At 60.7% G+C, this 17,772-nt stretch carries 12 protein-coding genes; 3 read left to right on the top strand and 9 right to left on the bottom strand.

The features are described 5' to 3' along the window. The 5 genes from rpsD to B3C64_RS05710 form a co-directional block, all read right to left on the bottom strand. Positions 1–548, bottom strand: a 548-nt coding sequence (rpsD, locus tag B3C64_RS05730) for a 30S ribosomal protein S4 (RefSeq protein ID WP_291534342.1), incomplete at its 3' end; no start/stop codon positions are given. A gap of 266 nt (positions 549–814) precedes the next feature. Next, on the bottom strand, positions 815–1,633 hold the full coding sequence (locus tag B3C64_RS05725) for an ABC transporter ATP-binding protein (protein ID WP_291534341.1): 819 nt from the start codon (positions 1,631–1,633) through the stop codon (positions 815–817). Continuing rightward, on the bottom strand, positions 1,633–2,844 hold the full coding sequence (locus B3C64_RS05720; RefSeq protein WP_291534340.1) for an ABC transporter permease: 1,212 nt from the start codon (positions 2,842–2,844) through the stop codon (positions 1,633–1,635). Before B3C64_RS05720 ends, B3C64_RS05725 begins: the two co-directional genes overlap by 1 nt. 1 nt (position 2,845) lies before the next feature. Continuing rightward, positions 2,846–3,244, bottom strand: coding sequence for a DUF4418 family protein (locus B3C64_RS05715; protein WP_291534411.1), 399 nt, complete (start codon positions 3,242–3,244; stop codon positions 2,846–2,848). Positions 3,245–3,435: 191 nt separating this feature from the next. Then, entirely contained in the window at positions 3,436–6,072 is a 2,637-nt protein-coding gene (locus tag B3C64_RS05710) for an ATP-dependent helicase (RefSeq protein ID WP_291534339.1), read from the bottom strand. Positions 6,073–6,265: 193 nt separating this feature from the next. On the opposite strand from B3C64_RS05710, the gene B3C64_RS05705 reads away from it, so the two are divergent. Continuing rightward, entirely contained in the window at positions 6,266–6,847 is a 582-nt protein-coding gene (locus tag B3C64_RS05705) for a xanthine phosphoribosyltransferase (RefSeq protein ID WP_291534338.1), read from the top strand. A gap of 25 nt (positions 6,848–6,872) precedes the next feature. Further along, on the top strand, positions 6,873–8,234 hold the full coding sequence (locus B3C64_RS05700) for a nucleobase:cation symporter-2 family protein (protein WP_291534336.1): 1,362 nt from the start codon (positions 6,873–6,875) through the stop codon (positions 8,232–8,234). 73 nt (positions 8,235–8,307) lie between these two features. Here the strand turns inward: B3C64_RS05700 and B3C64_RS05695 are convergent, their stop codons facing one another. From B3C64_RS05695 to B3C64_RS05680, 4 genes are all read right to left on the bottom strand, one after another. Beyond that, the gene (locus tag B3C64_RS05695; RefSeq protein WP_414632171.1) at positions 8,308–10,131 is read right to left on the bottom strand and encodes an acyltransferase family protein; all 1,824 of its coding nucleotides are present in this window, start codon (positions 10,129–10,131) and stop codon (positions 8,308–8,310) included. A 340-nt stretch (positions 10,132–10,471) separates the two neighbouring features. Continuing rightward, positions 10,472–11,701, bottom strand: a complete 1,230-nt coding sequence (locus B3C64_RS05690) for an acetate/propionate family kinase (protein ID WP_291534333.1) — start codon at positions 11,699–11,701, stop codon at positions 10,472–10,474. A 99-nt stretch (positions 11,702–11,800) separates the two neighbouring features. After that, positions 11,801–13,471 carry a phosphate acetyltransferase gene (pta, locus tag B3C64_RS05685; RefSeq protein ID WP_291534332.1) on the bottom strand — a complete coding sequence of 557 codons (1,671 nt, stop codon included), beginning with the start codon at positions 13,469–13,471 and terminating at the stop codon, positions 11,801–11,803. Positions 13,472–13,719: 248 nt separating this feature from the next. Beyond that, complete coding sequence (locus tag B3C64_RS05680) at positions 13,720–16,197, bottom strand: phosphoketolase (RefSeq protein WP_291534331.1); 2,478 nt, start codon at positions 16,195–16,197, stop codon at positions 13,720–13,722. A gap of 457 nt (positions 16,198–16,654) precedes the next feature. On the opposite strand from B3C64_RS05680, the gene guaA reads away from it, so the two are divergent. Then, the coding region (guaA, locus tag B3C64_RS05675) for a glutamine-hydrolyzing GMP synthase (RefSeq protein WP_291534329.1) at positions 16,655–17,772 on the top strand (1,118 nt) is incomplete at its 3' end.

The following is a 17,772-nucleotide window of genomic DNA, read 5'->3' as shown; positions in this document are numbered from 1 at the left end:
GTGGCCTTCAGGGAAGGCAGGTTGACGTCCAGGTAGCCCGGGACCGCCGGCAGCACGTCGCGGTGCACGCCTTCGGCAGCGGCCTGGAACGGAACCATGGTCTGGCTCTTGGCCTTGACCTGGATGGTCTGGCCGGGCTTGACGCGGTAGGACGGACGGTCGACGATGTTGCCGTCGACGAGGATGTGGCGGTGGACCACGAACTGACGGGCCTGAGCGGTGGTGCGGGCGAAGCCGGCACGCAGGACCAGAGCGTCAAGACGGGTCTCAAGGTCGGTCAGCATGGCGTTGCCGGTCTGACCGGCGGTGTGGGTGCCCTTCTCGTAAGCGGCGCGGAGCTGCTTCTCGGAGATGCCATACTGGGCGCGAAGACGCTGCTTCTCGCGCAGACGCACCGCGTAATCGGATTCGGTGCGGCGGCGGGTACGACCGTGCTCACCCGGAGCATACGGACGCTTTTCGAAAATGCGCTGAGCCTTAGGGGTCAGAGCGATGCCGAGGGCGCGGGAAAGGCGCACCTGGCGGCGAGAACGCTGAACGTTCGTCATTGGTTTATTCCTTTGTTTGTTCTGTCGTTGTCTGAACGGAACATGCCTCGATTGCTCGACGCATGCTGAGCCAGCCTCTCCAGTGCTTTTCGCGCGAAGCGCGAACGGCTTGAACCTTCGATGCTCGCATCGAAGATCGGCCGCCGACCCACTGATGGGCCAAGACTCCAGACGGCATGCACCATGTGAGCGCACACCAAAAGCTAATAATACACATGAGGGCGGGACGAGACCACGCCTCCGTCCTCCCACGGCATGTCATGGCATCATATTTCGCCCAGTCTGCCTCCATCCATGCGGTATGCACGCGTGGCGTAAGCGAGGGCGTCGGGATCGTGTGTGGCCATCAGCACGGCCACGCCATGTCGCGTCGCCCGATGAAGCTCCCGCATGACGATGGCGGTGCTTTCGGCATCCAGATCTCCGGTCGGCTCGTCGGCGATCAGCAGTCTGGGATCGTTCATCAGCGCGCGTGCGATGGAAATCCTGCGCATCTCGCCGCCGGAAAGCTCCTTCGGATAGCATGATGCCAGATCATCGACTCCGAATCCGCGGAGCAATTCATGCGCCCGCAGTGCCAAATGGCTCCGTCTCGGCGAACCGACGTTCCGTATCGCGGAATCGGCCGCGATGACATCGGGAAGTCCGTCATCCACGGCATCAGGCACGCGTGTCCCGTCCGTCTCGTCATGCGGCACGCGCGGCTTCCCGGTTTTCGCGACTTCGATTTCATGCCGTCGCAACACGGCGGGAAGCATCACGTTGTCGATGGCGGTGAGGTTCGGCAGCAGCGTATGCGACTGGGTGACGAATCCGATGGACGTGTTGCGCAGTTCGGACATGGCGTTGTCCGTCATCGCGACGATGTCCTCGCCGTCGACGCGTATCGACCCGGAAGTGGGACGGAGCAATCCTGCGACGAGGTTGAGCAACGTGCTTTTGCCGTTGCCCGACCGTCCGACGATCGCGGCGAATTCCCCCTCCGCCAGAGAGAGGCTCACCCGGTCGACGGCAGGGAACGTCCTGCCCCGCCGTTTGAATTCACGCGTCACGTCGGTCATTTCGAGAATCATATGTTTCGGCATCATTCCCCTTCCCGCAAGGTCCGGTAGGTTTCCGGCGACGAGAGCCTCACCGCGGACGCCGCGGATGAGACCAGCCCGGTGAGCACCGCGAATGCGAGGCTTATGGCGATCAACGCAAGCGTCCTCGATATATTCGTCTGCAGATATGGCAGCTGCAACTGTCTGCCTATCAATGTGCTGAACGGAAGGATCGCCAACGATGCGGCCACGATGCCGATGACGCCGCCCGCCGCTCCGATCATCAGCGATTCACGCATGACGATGCCGGCCAAAACGGGTCTTGTCGCACCAAGGATACGGTATGTGGCGAACTCGCGTTTACGCTCGTTCATGGCCGAGGAGAACACCGCAAGGAGCACCACCAATCCCATGAGCCAGAAGACGATGACGAACAGCACGATGTATCGAACGATGACGGTCAGATTGCCCTTCGTGGTGGATGTGATGCCTCCGGGATATACGTACCCGAGGCCTTTGAGACCTGTTTGCTTGGCGATATTGGCCGCCACCTGTCTGGCCGAGTATCCTTCCTCGACTTTGATGAGGACGGAGGAAACCGCCTTGTCGGCGTACCGCTCGGGAATCGCCGTGTGTCCGGCCTGCGCGGAATAGGAGACGACATCGGGAACGGTTTCCATATTCACGAACACCGAATTGTCAAGGGACGTCCCGGTGCTGGCCAGTTGCGCGACCACGGGGAACTTGTGCCCGTACAGTCTGACGGTGCCGCTGGACGAGACGTTGACGCCCGCGCCGGCGATGGCCTGCCCACGTTTCAGCGTCCCCTCGAACTGGGACGCGATCCATGGGGTGATGACGAAATCGTTGTCTGGATTGAATCCGATGATCTGCACCTTCTCGTCGCAACAGGACGCGGCGAGCGACGATATGTACGTCTGCGCGGTGACCTGGGCGATGCCGTCGACCTTGGAAACCTGGTTTTCGATGCTGTTGGTGAAGTAGAACGTGCTTGTCGAACCATTGGTGAGCAGAGCCTCCGCCTCGCTTTTGCTGTTCTGCGGGGTGACCATCAAATCGGCCCCCATGCGCTCCTGCATGCTGTTCAGTCCCGCTTGCAGGTTCATGGACAGCATGGATCCGCCGTAGAAGGCGACGGTCAGCATCGTGACGACGGTGACAAGCGCCGCGGTGCGGAACGGCTTGCGCCTGAGGTTGATGAGTGGCAGATTGGCGAGCGTGACATGCGCCATCTCAGCCTCGTTCCGCGCGTGGGCGGTCGCGATAGGCCGCGACGGCCGCGAATACGGCGAGCAAGACGCCAAACACCGTCAATGTGGGCAAGGTGACCATATGGCAATGCATCATGGAGCCTTTGCACACGCCAATCAGCACCGTCGGCATGGCAATCGTCAGCAGCCCCAGCATGATATTGGCGATGTCCAGCCCCATGCGCACCGCATCGGCGACGAACAGGCCGATGACGGCGAGGGCCACGATGACGACACCGATGCCGAGCGCGGCCTGCGCCGTGTAATGGCATGCCATTGGAGTTCCCTTGACCGGGCATACGTGGGCGAAGGTCCGTGGCGCGACGGCGATCAAAACGCCCATGAGGGCCTGGGAAACCGCTGCGAAAATTTTCTTATTCAAGATACTTCCTCTCTTCATAACGACAATCATCGCCGATTATGGCAATAAATTTTCCAGAAAGAAAGACTTGTTTTTTCCGCTTTACTATGGTAAAGGCAACTGCCTGATGGCAGAACCATCAGGCAGAAAATCCGGTGAAACTCACCGTAGGCGAGGTGAGCGGCACCGCCGCGAAAGGCGCCCGAGAGAAGCTACAGCTTCTCGATGGGCGCCACGCGAAGCAGCAACCGCTTGACGCCATCGGTGCCGAAATCGACGGTGATCACCGAATTGGCGCCTTTGTCCTGCGTGTCGACGACGGTGCCCAGCCCATAACGGTCATGGGTGATTTTGTCTCCGATGCGGAAGTCCCCGATGCTGAGCCCGTTGCTGCCTCCCAACGAGTTTGCGGGCACGGATTTGGTGAGGTCTTTCGGCTTGGCCCGCCGTGTGGCGACCCTGCCCGACCTTCCTGATGCCTTTCCCGAACCGTACCCCGAGCGACCGGAACCGTACGAGCCGCGCGAACCATACGATGACGTTCCGCGACCAGTGCCATGTGAGGAATACGAACCATACGATCCGTATGACCCCCCATACGATGAGGTGCGGGATGAGCCGCCGCGCGACGATTCCCCGCCGCGTCCGTAGGCGCCGGATCCGCCATACGTGGATTTGCCATACATGCTTTTGCCGAACGACGCCGCTCCGAAATCGTCATCGTCGCCCCAACCGCCGTATTCATCGTCCGAATCGTCCTGCCAGCTGGCGCGCATGCGCTCCACGCCGGCCTCGCGCCGCTTCCAATCGATCAGCTCGTCGGGGATCTCGTCCAGAAACTGGCTTGGCATCATCTCGTTGGCCTGCCCCCACTGCGCGCGCACGGCCGCACGCGTCAGGTACAGCCGACGTTTCGCGCGTGTGATGCCCACGTAGGCGAGGCGCCGCTCCTCCGCCAGTTCGCCGGTGTTCTCCAACGCGCGCTGGTGCGGGAACGTGCCCTGTTCCATGCCGGTGAGGAACACGTAAGGATATTCCAATCCCTTGGCCGTGTGCAGGGTCATCATCGTCACCTTGCCGGAGTCCTCGCCCTCCCCCGGCAGTTGGTCGGAATCGGCGACCAGCGCCGTGGTCTCCAGGAATCCCGCCAACGTGGCATCAGGCGTGTTCTGCTCGAATTCGGCGGCCACGGACTGCAGCTGGGAGAGGTTGTCCACGCGGGAGGCGTCCTGTGGGTCCTGCGAGCGCTGTAGGTCTTCCAGCAGTCCGCTTTTGGAAAGCACTTCGGCCACGACCTCGGATGGTTTCGAATCGTGTTCCTTGGCGAAATCGGCGAGTTCGTGCACCAGATCGCGGAAGGCTCCGAGCGGTTTCGCGGTGCGTCCCGTTATGCCGTCGATCTGTTCGAGGTGCTCGATGCCGTCGAAGAAGGTGGTGCCGTGCGTGTCCGCGTATCGTGCGACCAGGCTTTCGGCCCGTGCGCCGAGACCGCGTTTCGGCACGTTGAGGATGCGGCGCACGTTCACGTTGTCCGCGGGGTTGACGATGGCCTGCAGGTATGCGAGCGCGTCCTTGACTTCCTTGCGTTCGTAGAATTTGGTGCCGCCGACCAGCTGGTATGGCAGGTTGGCGTTGATCATCGCCTCTTCCAAGGAGCGTGATTGCGCGTTGGCGCGGTACATGATGGCGATGTCCCGGTAGGCCACGCCCTCCTCGGTGTGGATCCTCGCGATTTCGTTCGCTATCCAACCGGCCTCCTGCTGCGCGTTGTCCGCCGCGTACCCGACGATTTTGTCGCCTGCGCCAAGTGCCGTCCACAGTTTCTTGGGTTTGCGGTTCTCGTTTTTCGCGATCACCGCGTTCGCCGCGTCGAGGATGGTCTGCGTCGAACGGTAGTTCTGTTCGAGCATGATGGTTTCGGCGTTCGGGAAGTCCTGTTCGAAGTCCTGGATGTTGCGGATGTCGGCTCCACGGAACGCGTAGATGGACTGGTCGGAGTCGCCCACGACGGTGATCCAGGATGGTCCGATGCGACCTGCGCCGCGCGCCTGCGCCTCGGGCTGCTCGCCGGAGTCGATGCCCGAGAGCTCCCTGACGAGCACGTACTGCGCGTGGTTGGTGTCTTGGTATTCGTCCACGAAGATGTAGCGGAACTTGTGCCGGTAGTATTCGCTGACCTGCGGGCGGGTCTGGAGCAGCTCGACGGTGCGCATGATCAGATCGTCGAAGTCGACCGCGTTGGCCATGGCCAGCCGGTGCTGGTATTCGGCGTACATGACGGCCACCAGTTCGTCGACGTCGCCGGAACCGACCTGATATCCGCGTTGTCCGGGCTGGTAGTCGCAATTGACCGCCTTGAGCTGGTCCTTCCATGTGGTCAGCGCGTTTTTGCAGTCGGAGATCTTGCCGAGCAGCATGCGCGGCGTGTACCGCTTCATGTCGACGTTGAGGTCAGCCCCGATGAGCTTGATCAGGCGTTCGCTGTCGGCGGTGTCGTAGATGGAGAAGCCGGATTTGAGTCCGATCTCCTTGCCGTCGCGCCGAAGGATGCGCACGCATGCGGAATGAAAGGTGGAGATCCACATGTGTTCGGCCTCGGGCCCGACGAGAGCCGCGAGACGTTCGCGCATTTCCGCCGCCGCCTTGTTGGTGAAGGTGATGGCGAGGATGCTGCTCGCCCAGAAGCCGTGCGCCAGAAGCCAGGCGATGCGGCGGGTGAGCACGCGTGTTTTACCGGATCCCGCCCCCGCGCCGATGAGCAGGGCCTGACCGTAGTACTTCACCGCTTTCATCTGCTGCTCATTGAGGTCCTTGATCAGATCCTGCGGGTCACATAAGACGGGTCCCATGCTGTGCTCCACTGCTTGCTCTTTCTTTTTCGTGAATGGTCGGGGTCGATTGCGAGATTCATGTCTACCACATGTGCCGGTCAGTCGGAACGGCCGTCGCGGTCAATTGAAGCGCGTATGCTGGGCTTTTATATGCGGCTCGCCGTATGCATTACCAAACGCCGTTTTCCACGGCCAACATCTAAGGGGATTCATGAAGGAGCTCGAAGAGCGCATCGCGAGGCAGGGTACCGTCAAACCAGGCAACGTGCTGAAAGTGGATGCTTTCCTCAACCATCAATGCGATGTCGAATTGTTCGACCATATGGGCGCCGCCTGGGCCGAGCATTTCCACGGAAAGACCATCAACAAGATCCTGACCATCGAGGCTTCCGGCATCGGCATCGCCTGCGTGGCGGCACGTCATTTCGGCAATGTCCCCGTGGTGTTCGCGAAGAAGGCGCAGTCCATCAACCTTGATGGCGACCAGTACACCACGACCGTGTACTCGTTCACCAAGCAGAAGGAATTCCCCGTCATCGTCTCCAAGCGGTATCTCAACGAGGGCGACCATGTGCTGCTCATCGATGACTTCCTCGCCAACGGCAAGGCGCTGTCCGGCCTGATCGAGCTGTGCCACAAGGCGGGCGCCGTCGTCGAGGGCATCGGCATCGCCGTCGAGAAGGGATTCCAAGGCGGCGGCGACAGATTGCGCGAGGCCGGCTTCGACGTCGATTCCCTGGCGATCGTCGAATCCATGGACCCGCAGAACGGCTCCATCGAATTCCGCCACTGATTCGCCCGGCTGAGAGAGGAACACCATGAGCGAAAAGAAGAAACAAGGCAAGGGCGTCTCCTTCGAGGCGCTGAGCACGTTGGACGCGCCGATCTCGTTCTGGAAGGGCGTCCCGTTCGGCTTGCAGCACGTTATGGCGATGTTCGTCGCGAATCTCGCGCCGATTTTCCTGGTCGCCTCGGCGGCCAAGATGAATTCGACGCAGTCCGCGGCCATCATCCAGGCAGGTCTGTTGGTGGCGGGTCTGGGTACATGCCTGCAGCTGTATGGCGTGTGGCTGATCGGCTCGCGCCTGCCGATGGTCACCGGCATCTCCTTCACCTATGTCGCGGCGGCCATGTCGATCGCGCAGCATCAGGGTTATGGCGCGGTCGCGGGCGCCGTTGTGCTCGGAGGCCTGCTGGAGGTCGCGTTGGGTCTGACGTCCAAGTACTGGCGTCGGTTCGTTCCGCCGATCGTCTCCGCCATCGTGGTCACATCGATCGGTTTCTCGCTGTTGTCCGTGGGTGCCACGAGTTTCGGCGGCGGTGATGGCGCCAAGGATTTCGGCAGCTGGCAGAACCTGACGCTCGGCTTGATCTCCTTGGTCGCCTGCCTCGCCTTCCAATTGTTGATGAAAGGCACCGCCAAGCAGCTTTCCGTGCTGTTCGGCCTGGTCGTCGGCTATGTGGCCGCCATCGCCATGGGCAAGGTCGATTTCTCCGGATTCTCGAATCTGCAGGTCGTCTCCGTGCCGCATTTCATGCCGTTCCAGCTTGAGTTCGATCCGGGCGCGATCGTTTCCTTCGCGCTGCTGTACGTGGTGTCCTCCGTCGAAGTGCTGGGCGACACCGCGGCGCTCGCCAAGGTCGGTCTCAACCGTCGACCCACCGATAGGGAGACGGCCGGCGCAATCGCCGGAGACGGTCTGATCTCCTCAGTGTCCGGATTGTTCGGCTGCCTGCCATTGACCTCGTTCGCGCAGAACATCGGCCTTGTGGCGATCACGAAAGTCGTCAACCGCAAGGTGATTCTCTCCGGAGGTCTGATTCTGGTGGTCGCCAGTTTCGTTCCCGCCGTCGCGGAGGTCTTCAACTCGCTGCCGCAGGCGGTGCTTGGCGGATGCACCATCATGATGTTCGGCAACATCATCCTTTCCGGTTTCCAGATGATCTCCGAAGCGGGCTACACGCAGCGCAACATCACCATCGCCGCGTTGAGCCTGACCATCGGCATCGGATTCACCCAGGTCGGCGATATCTTCGCCAATTTCCCGGCGCTGTTCCAATCGATTTTCGCTTCCAACTGCATCGCGGTGTCGTTCGTGGTCGCGGTGGTGCTCAATGCCGTGCTGCCGAGCGAGGAGCATTTCCTGTCCGTTCCGCAGCAGCAGAACAACGAAGACTGAGCCGGAATCTTCTGAAGGGGGCTGGCGTCCGACTCATCGTCGGATGCCAGCCCCCTTGGTTTATACGACGATTTCAGTGCCCTTGTTTGATCCAATTCGTTATGGTGTCCTTGACCAGCTGCGAGTACAAAGTGTTCTCCACACCGGGATGTATGCCGTCGCGGGCCAACTCGTCCGGATGCGCCGAAATCAGCGTATCCCAATCCACCAATACAACGTCGTTCGGATGCGCGCCGGCGAAGCGTTTCAAGGCGGCGTTCGTATCGGAGACCCACGATACCGGCGCATGCGCGTTGATCAGCACCAGCACATGATCGGATCCAATGGCGTCGAGCAGATCGCCGAGCTGGTCATCCGTCACCGCGGAATTCGTGGCAAGACCGACCAGCACCCATTGGCGGAGTCCTCCGGGCTGGGCTTTCAACTGGTTGACGAGTCCCACGGCCTTCGTCATGGAACGTGAGGTTTCGGCGTCGACGGTTATTCCCGGGAACGTCGATTGCAGCCCCTTGCTTGAGGCGAGCATCACGGAGTCGCCGATCGCCGTCATCTGCGTTCCATTCGGCATTTTATGCGCGGGCTTGCGCGGCGCGGGGGTCTTGTTCCGGTTCAGAACGGCATGGTTTTCCCGCCCTTGGGCCATCGCCATGCTCGCATCCATCAGATCGCGTTCCACACTGGTCCGCACAGGTGCATGCGCGACCGCGTATGCACCCATACCGCACGAACCGACCAGCAGAGCGACTGCGACGCAACACCGCATGACGTCCGCGGCTCCCGCCACCGTGGGACGCGCCAGCGCGAGGAATCCTCCACGCAACACGGGGCTTTCGAAAAGCCGCCATGACACGATCGACATGATCGCGGTGCAGACCGCCGTGATCGCCAAAAGACGGCCGGCGTGCACCACCGTCCATTGCGGAAGCATGGTCCGAACGAACAGGTACAACGGCCAATGCCACAGGTATATGCCGTATGAGTGCCGTCCGATCAAAACGAGCGGTTTGAATACCAGCAGGTCCTGCATCCAGGATCCGAATGGGATGGATCCGGCAATCATCACGACGGACAGCACAGACGCGACGAATATGCCGCCTTGAAAAGCCATGGCCCCCTGGTCGACGCGACGCATCATCCATATCAATGCCAGCAAGGCCACGAACGCCGCGACGGGACCCGCATTGCCCCATGCGCGGCGAATCCTGTCCATCGCATCGGGCATGATCCCCCGATCCCGATCGCGTTGCCAGATCATCAGTCCCCAAGCGAACGCCGCTCCGAGCCATAATCCGGCGGCATGCGTGTCGGAACCGAAATACACGCGGGTGGGATCGTCTCCGGGATGGTATTGCAATGCCATGGACAGCGCGCTGCATGCCGAGAGCCCCACAAGGATGAGAACGGGAATCCATCGGCGGATACTGTTGCGGAGCACGGTTATCAGCAATGGCGCCACCACATAGAACTGCATCAGCACCGCCATGAACCACAGATGCCGGCATAGATCGGGATTCGTCTGCGAGAAATAACTGCCGCCGCTACTGATGGCGTACCAGTTGTAGCATCCCAGCAACACCGTGATGATCTGGTCGCGGATTCCCACGAGCATGTCACGGTTGACGAACCAGGCCAAGGTCACGGTGATGGGGACCAACGCGAACAATGCCGGGTATATTCTGCGTAGGCGTTTCAGACAGTACTCCCCCAATCCCATGCCTTCGCCGGCGTCGATGCGCCTGAGCAGCGAGGAGAATATCAGGAATCCCGAAATGGTGAAGAAGACGTCGACGCCCAGGAATCCGCCATGGAGCACGCGCTGGTCGCAGTGGTACAGCACGATTGCTATCAACGCGATGCCTTTGAGACCGTCCAATCCGACAAAATGCCGTCTAGCCAAGAGTTCCAACCACTTTCTTCAATCCCTTATACGCCCGAAAGGCACAACATCTCCGTATCGTATACCGAGCTATCCTCATTGTTCCATGCGACGCATATCGCGGTGCCGCATGCGCGACGGCAATGTCCGGACGCGCCGCGCCGTCACGTCTCGTCCGTCAACGGACATGCCTGTGCCGGATCCATGGCGATACGTCGCACTGCCGATCGGCGAAAGCCATGACGGCGCCGACTATGCGAAAGGCCGCGCGCCAATCCGATTCGGCATTTCGAATCAAATCGGCGCGTGGCCCATCACATCAGCGTCCGGCGGCCTTATCGAAGGGGCCGGAATGCATCACTCACTTGGAGAAGACGTTGCCGTAGGTGTCCTGGCCTTCTTCCGCGATGGCGGCGGACTTGCGGGCGATGGCCAGCTCCTCGTTGGTCGGGATGACGCAGATGGTGACCGCGGAATCCGGCGTGGAGATGATACGCGGTTCCTTGGAACGGGTGGCGTTCTTCTCCTCGTCCAGCTTGACGCCGAACGGAGCGAGCTTGTCACACACCATCTTGCGCACCACGTCGTCGTTCTCACCGACGCCCGCGGTGAAGGTGATCACGTCGACGCCACCCATCTGGGCGGTGTAGTTGCCGATGTAGCCGACAATGCGGTGCACGTAGACGTCAAGGGCCAGCTTGGCGTCCTCGTTGCCTTCGGAGACCAGACGGTGCACTTCACGCAGGTCGCCGTAGCCGGTCATGCCGGTCATGCCGGAGCGCTTGTTGAACAGGGTGTCCAGCTCGTCCACGCTCATGTGCGCGTTGCGGATCAGGTGGAACACGACGGCCGGGTCGATGTCGCCGGTACGACCACCCATCATGAGGCCTTCCAGCGGGGTCAGACCCATGGAGGTCTCGACCGGCTTGCCGGAGATCTCGGCGGAAGCGGAAGCGCCGTTGCCGATGTGCAGAACGATCTGCTTGAGGCCTTCGGCCGGCTTGCCGATGACGGACGGGACCACGGAGGAGATGAACTCGTGGGAGGTGCCGTGGGCGCCGTAACGACGAATGTGGTACTGCTCGGCGACTTCCTTGTTCAGCGCGTAGGTGCTGGATGCCTTCGGCAGCTGGAAGAAGAAGGAGGAATCGAACACGAAGACCTGCGGAACGTCTGGCAGCAGCGCACGCATGACTTCGGCGCCCTTGGCTTCCGGTCCGTTGTGCAGCGGGGCGAGCACGGCGAGATCCTTGACCTGGTTGATGGTCTTGTCGGTGACCAGAGCCGGCTTCGGGAAGAGGGAGCCGCCCTGGACGACGCGGTGGCCGACCGCCACGATGCCGGCGTCGGCGAGCTTTGGACCGAATTCGTCGAAGAAGCCGAGCACACGCTTCAGACCCTGCTCGTGATCGTGAATCGGCTCCTCAAGCTCGTGCTTCTCACCATTGAACTCATGCTTGTAGTGGCCGTCAACCGGTTCGCCGATCTTCTCGACGAGGCCGGAAGCGATACCTTCACCGGTTTCGAGATCGACCAGCTGGTACTTGATAGAGCTGGAACCGGAATTGATGACAAGGACGGTTTTCGCCATTGTGGGCATCCTCCATGTATTGATCGATGTGCCGCATACGCGACTTTCCAAAAGTTAGATTACTCTTCGCTTGCTACAAAATGCCGTGGCATTCTGCCATTACTGGGCTTCTATGGCGGTCAGGGCGATGGTGTTGATGATGTCCTGCACGGTGGCGCCGCGACTGAGGTCGTTCACCGGCCGGTTCAGTCCCTGCAGCACCGGTCCGACGGCGACGGCGCCCGATGAGCGCTGCACCGCCTTGTAGCCGATGTTGCCCGCGCACAGATCGGGGAATACGAACACGTTGACATGACCGGCGACCGGGTCCCCCTTGGCTTTGGCCGCGGCGACGGTCGGTGACCATGCGGCGTCGAACTGCACGGAGCCGACCACGGCGAGGTCCGGAGCCTTGTCCCTGACGAGCGTGGTGGCCTGTTCGACCAATTCCACATCCGGCCCCTTGCCGGAGCCCAACGTGGAATACGACAACATGCCGACCTTGGGCTCGATGCCGAACGCCTTTGCGGTTTCGGCCGATTGGATCGCGATCTCAGCCAATTGCTCGGCAGTGGGATTGAGGTTGATGGCGCAGTCGGCGAATACCGCCACGTGGTCTTTGAAGCACATCAGGAACGCGCCTGACACCAAGGACGTGCCGGGCTTGGTCTTGATGACCTGCAACGCGGGACGCACGGTGTTCGCGGTGGAGTTGACCGCGCCCGAGACCAAGCCGTCCGCCTGGCCCATCACGACGAGCATCGTGCCGAAATAGCTGTCATCGGCCAATTGCCTACGGGCCTGTTCCTCGGTCATGCCTTTCTTGGCGCGCAGCTCGCAGAGCCTGGCAATCATCGGCACGAGTACCGTCTCGTCGTCTTTGGACTGGAATTTGGCCTTTTCCAAGGATTTCAGTCCCAGCTCCTCGCCGCGGGCGAGAATGGATTCCCTTTCGCCGACGATGATCACATCGACGATGTCACGCTCCAGCAGATAATCGGCGGCCATGATGATACGGTCTTCCGAGCCTTCCGGAAGAACAATGGTTTTCTTGTCGGCCTTGGCCTTGCCCAGCAAACCGTACTGGAACGCATACGGCGTGGTCGGAACCTCGAAAGGTGTTTCGATGGCCGCGATCAGATCGGAGGCGTCGACATTGTTCCGGAAAGCGGCGTCGGCCTGGGCGATCGCGTCGTCTTCTGAGAAATCGACCGCGGGAATAGTCCATACCTTGACCGGATAATCGGTGAATTCCGCCTTCAACGGTTCGATCTGGGCATCCGCGCAACCGGTGATGAACACACCCGCGACATGGCTGCCGGCATCTTCGACGATTTTGGAGGATGCCTCGACGGTGGCCCTGACCTGTTCCGGCGTACGGTTGATCGTGCATACCGCCAACAACACGACGGAACGGAGGTCTGCGGCCACATCCGCGTTGAAAGCGAACATCGCCGGATCATTGACCGCGGATTTGTCGCTGCCGACAATCACCATCGCATCGGGATCGGACGACTCGACGGCTTCGCTGTATGCGGCCACGATATCGGCTCTGGATCCGCTTTTGTCTTTACGCGCACGTTTAGGGCACACACCAACGCACTGTTCACGGGAAAGTCCTGCGTTGCTGGCCTCGAGCAGCACATCGGTGAATGTGTCCTTCCGGCAGACCGAGGGGCGGAATACCGCCGTTTTGCCGACGGATGCCAATGCCTTGGTAACGCCTAATGCAACGACATTGCGACCATTCGCCGCCTCTGGACTCATGATAGTGACGCTGGTAAGACTCACGGTGTCTCCTGTTCGTTATTCGGGGTGCGTGACTGCATTGTTCGCACCATCAGTAATTCTAATGCGTAAACAACGGCAAACACACTTCCGTGATTCGGGGGTGTTCTTTCATTGTATATGTATCAGGTAAACCAATTGGTCAACGTTGCGCTGTGGATATGAATCGAATCTGAATCCATACGAACAAACCCCAAGGAACATGCGTTCCTTGGGGTTTGCATCAAGCAATCAGGCCGTATGGCCTAACGTCACTCGTTATCGCCAGCGGTTGCGGCGGTAGCGGAGACGGCACCCTGCTTGGAGGTGTTGACACCGGAGTAGACCCAGTCGGTGTAATCCGGGTGATCGTAGCCGTTGTCGACCGCGAACTGGAAGGCTTCCTTGCGGAAGGCCTCAAGCTCGTTGATCTTGTCGGCGTACTTGTCGGCGTCGATCATGCGCAGGGCTTCGGCGACGAGCTCGTAGCGATCGATGTTGTTCACGCGAACCATGTCGTACGGGGTGGTGGTGGAACCCTGCTCCTCGTAGCCGTGGACGTTGAAGTTGTCGTGGTTCGGACGGTCGTAGACCAGACCACGCAGATCGCGAGCGTAGGAGTGGTACGCGAACAGAACCGGCTTGTCGGCGGTGAACAGGTCAGCGAACTCCTCATCGGAGAGGGCCTCGTTGTTCTCCTTGGCGGACTGCAGCTTGACCAGATCCACAACGTTGACGACCTTGAACTTGATGCCCATGGCGTCAAGCTTGTCGGCGGCGGCCATGATCTCCTGGGTCGGAACATCGCCGGCGCAGGCGAGCACGATCTGAGCCTCGTCGTTGTTCTTGGCGGTGGAGGCCCACTTCCACTCGGCGGCACCCTTCTCGAGCTCCGCACGAGCCTCGTCGAGGGTCAGCCAGGTGGCGGCCGGCTGCTTGCCGGCGATGATGGCGTTGATCTTGTTGGTGGACTTGTAGCACTTCTCAGCCACAGCGAGCAGCATGTTGGAATCCACCGGGAAGTAGATGCCGATCACGTGATCGTTGTTGAAGCACTTGTTCAGCAGGACGGAGGTGACACCCGGGTCCTGGTGGGAGAAGCCGTTGTGGTCCTGACGCCAGACGTGGGAGGAGACCAGCAGGTTCATGGAGGAGATCGGCTTGCGCCACGGAATCTCGCGGACGGTAGCCTCAAGCCACTTGGCGTGCTGGTTCAGCATGGAGTCGATCACGTGCACGAAGGACTCGTAGGAGCTCCAGATGCCGTGGCGGCCGGTCAGCAGGTAGCCCTCGAGGAAGCCTTCCATCTGGTGCTCGGAAAGCTGCTCGACGACCTGGCCGGTGACGGCCATGTGCTCGTCGACCTGAGCGGACAGGTAGCCGGCGTCCCACTGCTTGTCGGTGACGTCGTACGCGGCCTGCAGACGGTTGGAAGCGGTCTCGTCCGGTCCGAAGATGCGGAAGTTGTCCGGGTTGTTCTTGATGACGTCGCGGGTGTAGACGCCCAGACGACGGGTGGCCTCGAGCTGGCCCCAGCCGTGGCCGTACTCGGCGACTTCCTTGACCTCGTAGTCCTCCAGCTTCGGCAGCTTCAGCTCTTCGCGGATGCGGCCACCGTTGGCGTTCGGGTTCTCACCGATACGCAGCTCGCCCTTCGGCATGAAGGCGGTGACTTCCGGCTTCACGGCGCCGTTCTCGTCGAACAGCTCCTCCGGCTTGTAGGACTCGAGCCAGTTCTTGAGGACCTCGAAGTGGGCCTCGGTGTCGCGGGCGGAAGCCAGCGGCACCTGGTGGGAACGCCAAGAGCCTTCGGTCTTCTTGCCGTCGATGAACTTCGGGCAGGTCCAGCCCTTCGGAGTGCGGAAGATGATCATCGGGTAGAACGGACGAGTCATGTCGTCGGTCTGAGCGGCAGCCTTGATGTCGCAGATCTCGTCGAAGACGGTCTCGAACAGCTCGGCGAAACGACGGTGGATGGACAGGTGGTCCTCGTTGTCGAATCCGGCGACGAACTCGTACGGTTCATAGCCCATGCCGTGGAAGAACTCGTGGAGCTCTTCATCGGAGATGCGGGACAGGATGGTCGGGTTGGCGATCTTGTAGCCGTTGAGGTGCAGGATCGGCAGCACGATGCCGTCGGTACGCGGGTTGACGAGCTTGTTGGACTGCCAGCCGGTGGCCAGCGGGCCGGTCTCGGCCTCACCGTCGCCGACGATGGCCGGCACGAACAGGCTCGGGTTGTTCATCACGGCGCCGTAGGCGTGGGACAGGGCGTAACCCAGCTCGCCACCTTCGTGGATGGAGCCCGGGGTCTCCGGAGCGAAGTGGGACGGGATGCCGCCCGGGTAGGAGAACTGGCGGAAGAACTTCTGCAGGCCAGCCTCGTCCTTGGTGATGTTCGGGAAGTACTCGGTGTAGGTGCCGTCCAGGTAGGACTGTGCGGTACCGGCCGGGCCACCGTGGCCCGGTCCCATGATGATCACGGTGTTCTGCTGGTGGTCAGCGATAAGACGGTTGATGTGGCCGATAAGGAAGTTCAGGCCCGGGGTGGTGCCCCAGTGACCGACCAGACGATGCTTGACGTCTTCGCGGGTGAAGGGCTCCTTCATCAGCGGGTTGCTACGCAGATAAATCTGGCCGATGGAAAGGTAGTTGGCTGCACGCCAGTACTTGTCCACGCCTTCGATAGCTTCCTCGGAAACCGGAGCGTTCAGCTTCTTCCAAGGGGTGCCAATAACAGGACTCGTCATGTGTACTCCTGTACTCCTGCACAGTGTTGTGCGATTGTTTATTTCCATGTGGCTCCGAACCCCGCTAAACCTTGTGGTTCCGCGGTCGGTCCATCACCAATCACTTGAGCATAATACGAACAAGGTGCGACTTTTTGCTGTTTTTTTGCGACTGTGTGTGCAAATGTGCCGTTCATGTCATTATCTGAGAGCTTTTGACTGGCGTTTTGTGAACCCTGAACATGGTATCAAAAAAGTTGATAAACGGCTATATATCAACGAAAACAAGCTATCAACCGGTTTTATCCACGTTCGTTTTGCACAATTGTCGTGCGGCGTGTTGAAGTGAACATAGTAAGCAATTGTGAGGTTCGTTCACCTGCTGTTTACAGCGTTTCCAATGTCTGCTCGCACCGTCACAATGGATGCATTGGTTGTTATCAATTCTCTATATCTCTACAGGAAAAGGGAGAGTGTTATGGCTGCAGGTCCTGTGCTCGTTGTTGATTTCGGAGCCCAGTACGCCCAGTTAATCGCGCGCCGCGTGCGCGAGGCCAACGTTTATTCGGAACTCGTGCCGCATTCCATGCCGGTGGAGGAAATGCTTGCCAAGGATCCGCAGGCCATCATCCTTTCCGGCGGCCCGGCTTCCGTGTTCGAACCGGGTGCGCCGCGCATCGACAAGAAGCTGTTCGAGGCCGGCGTTCCGGTGCTCGGCATCTGCTACGGCTTCCAGGCCATGGCCTACGCGTTGGGAGCCGACGTCGACAAGGCGGCCTTGGGCGAATACGGAAAAACCGACACCGTCATCGACAAGGCATCGGGCCTGCTCGAAGGCTCCCCTGCCGATCAAAGCACGTGGATGAGCCACGGCGTAGCCGTCAAGACCGCTCCGGAAGGCTTCGAGGTCATCGCACACACCGAGGGCGCGCCGGTCGCCGCGATGCAGGACGAATCCCGCAAACTGTACGGCGTGCAATGGCATCCGGAGGTCAAGCACACCCCGTTGGGGCAGAAGCTCATCGAGACCTTCCTGCATAAGTGCGCTGGTCTGGGCAACAATTGGGACGCTTCCAGCATCATCGAGGACCAAGTCAAGAAAATCCGCGAAAAGGTCGGCGACGCGCAGGTGATCTGCGGCCTGTCAGGCGGCGTCGACTCCGCCGTGGCCGCCGCGCTGGTGCACAAGGCCATCGGCGAACAGCTCACCTGCGTGTTCGTGGACCATGGCCTGCTGCGCAAGGGCGAGGCCGAGCAGGTCAAGCATGATTTCGTCGAGGCCACCGGCATCAAGCTCATCGCGGTGGACGCTTCCGAGGACTTCCTCACTGCGCTCAAGGGCGTGAGCGAGCCGGAGAAGAAGCGCAAGATCATCGGCGAGAAGTTCATCCGCACGTTCGAAAAGGCGCAGCGCCAGGTCATCGAAGAGGCCGGCGCCTCCGGCAAGGAAGTCAAGTTCCTCGTTCAGGGCACCCTGTACCCGGATGTCGTGGAATCCGGTGGCGGAGACGGCGCGGCCAACATCAAGTCCCACCACAACGTGGGCGGTCTGCCGAAGGACATCAAGTTCCAGCTCATCGAGCCGCTGCGCACCCT

The organism is Bifidobacterium sp. UBA6881, assembly GCA_002451435.1.
GTDB lineage: Bacteria > Actinomycetota > Actinomycetes > Actinomycetales > Bifidobacteriaceae > Bifidobacterium.
Note: the sequence above shows the minus strand (reverse complement) of the source record. Positions and strands in the feature narration are given on the sequence as shown.